This window comes from Alicycliphilus sp. T452 (assembly GCF_054512775.1).
Genome location: NZ_JBTNEH010000061.1, coordinates 1 through 2,299 on the forward strand (window position 1 = coordinate 1; position 2,299 = coordinate 2,299).

Consider the following 2,299-nt stretch of genomic DNA (forward strand, 5'->3'; position numbering starts at 1 on the left):
CCTCAAGACGTTCCCATTGGTGATCTGTCAGTTCGTAGCGGCTCGGGCGAGACATTCAGGCTGGTTTCCTCCTACCTGTATCGTCTCATTTCCCATGCGCGTCGCTCTGAATGTCGATTCGCCCTAGGCCGCAGCCTGCCGGATGCGGCATGGAGCGCACACATAAAGGAGACGCTCATGTTTTTCATCCACAAGCTGGCGCTGCGCCAAAAATTGCTGTTCCTGGTGGGCGTGCTGATGCTCATCGTCGTCATCCTCGGCGCGACGGAATGGAAGCTGAGCCAGGCCAACGACGCCCTCGTCCGCGCCTACCAAAGCCGCTACGCCTCCTACATGCTGGCCGACGAGTTGCGCCAGAGCTCGGATGACCTGACGCGCCTGGTGCGCACCTATGTGGACACGGGCGACACACGCTGGGAGAAGCAATACAACGAGGTGGTGGACATCCGCGCGGGCAAGCAGCCGCGCCCGGCGGGCTATGAGGGTATTTACTGGGATTTCCGCGCGGCCGATATCGCCGTGCCCGGCCAAAGCGGCCCGGCCGTGGCCCTGCTGGACCTGATGAAGCAGGCCGGCTTTTCCGAGGCCGAACTGGCCAAGCTGGCCGAGGCCAATGGCAAGTCTGGCGCGCTCATCAACACCGAGGTGCTGGCCATGAACCTGGTCAAGGGGCTGGTGCCCGACGGCAAGGGCGGCTGGGCCAAGGGCGAGCCCGATCTGGCCAAGGCGCGCGAGCTGGTCAACAACGCCGAGTACCACCGCAACAAGGCCCAGATCATGGGGCCCGTGAACGACTTCTTCAAGCTGCTGGACGCACGCACCAGCGGCATCATTGCAGCGGCGCAGGCGCAGGCCTCGCGCTGGCTCGTGGTGCAGCTGGCCAGCATGGCGGTGATGCTCAGCCTGTTCCTGTTCCTGCTGTACAGCATTTTCAGCAACATCATCGCGTCCATGCGCCAGGCGGTACAGATCTCCGACGGGGTGGCGCATGGCGACCTGACGCAGGACATCCGGGCGACGGGGCACGACGAGGTGGCCCAGCTCATGAACGCCCTGGAGCGCATGCAGCAAGGCCTGGTGCGGGTGGTGTCCACCGTGCGCCAGGGCAGCGATTCGGTGGCCACGGCCAGCGCCGAGATCGCCCAGGGCAACCAGGACCTGAGCGCGCGCACCGAGTCCCAGGCCGGCGCGCTGGAGGAAACGGCTGCGTCCATGGAGCAGCTGTCGTCCACGGTGCGCCAGAACGCCGACAACGCGCGCCAGGCCAACCAGCTGGCGCAAAGCGCGTCTTCCGTGGCGACCCAGGGCGGGCAGGTGATGACCCAGGTGGTGCAGACCATGGAGGGCATCAGCGACAGCTCCAAGAAGATCGCCGACATCATCAACGTGATCGACAGCATTGCCTTCCAGACGAACATCCTGGCCCTCAATGCCGCGGTCGAGGCCGCGCGCGCGGGCGAGCAGGGGCGCGGCTTCGCCGTGGTTGCCGGCGAGGTGCGCAACCTGGCCGGCCGCGCCGCCGAGGCGGCCAAGGAAATCAAGCTGCTCATCACCGAGAGCGTGAACCGGGTCGACGCAGGCACGCAGCTCGTCGGCCGGGCGGGCTCCACCATGGACGAGGTGGTCACCAGCATCCGCAGGGTGACCGACATCATGGGCGAGATCAGCGCCGCCAGCAGCGAGCAGAGCTCGGGCGTGAGCCAGGTGGGCGAGGCCGTGACGCAGATGGACCAGGCCACGCAGCAAAACGCCGCCCTGGTCGAGGAAATGGCGGCCGCCGCGAGCAGCCTGCGCGGCCAGGCGCAGGAGCTGGTGCAGGCGGTGGCCGTGTTCAAGCTGCACCCGGACGCCTCCTTCGTGGTGCAGGGCCTGGACAAGCCGGCGCCCGCAGCGCAAGCCAGGCCGGCGCCGGCGCCCGTGGCAAGGCCGGCCGCAAAAGTCACGGCGCCCAGGAAGGCGCCGCCGCCTGCCGCCAGCAAGCCGGCAGCCCTTCCCAAGGCCGTGGCGGCGGGCGACGAGGGCGATTGGGAATCCTTTTAAGGAGGCTCTGCACGAGTCGCCGCGCCGCGTGCATCTGCGGCCTCGGGCGGTCTGCGGTGTTGCAAATGCCCGCAATGGCTACGGCCATTGCTGCGCTTTGCGCCTGCCCGATCCGCAGCGCCCGCTTGCCGCTAGCAGGCCGTTGAAATACCTATCGACGCGCCACCCTGTGTAGCCGAACATCGGGCCGTTGCCCAAGAAGGAGCCGGCCGAGCATGCGAGGAGCAGACAGCTACAACGAGAGCTTGTTCACCACGGT

1 protein-coding gene is annotated in these 2,299 nt (G+C 67.1%); it reads left to right on the forward strand.

Going from position 1 to position 2,299, the window contains the following annotated elements; translation table 11 throughout:
* Positions 1-177: 177 nt before the first annotated feature.
* On the forward strand, positions 178-2,040 hold the full coding sequence (locus tag ACX12L_RS22850) for a methyl-accepting chemotaxis protein (protein WP_459264560.1): 1,863 nt from the start codon (positions 178-180) through the stop codon (positions 2,038-2,040).
* Positions 2,041-2,299: the final 259 nt, after the last annotated feature.

Excerpts from the sequence above, each read along its gene's own strand:
- ACX12L_RS22850 (WP_459264560.1), top strand. The coding sequence starts at position 178 with ATGTTTTTCATCCACAAGCTGGCGCTGCGCCAAAAATTGCTGTTCCTG.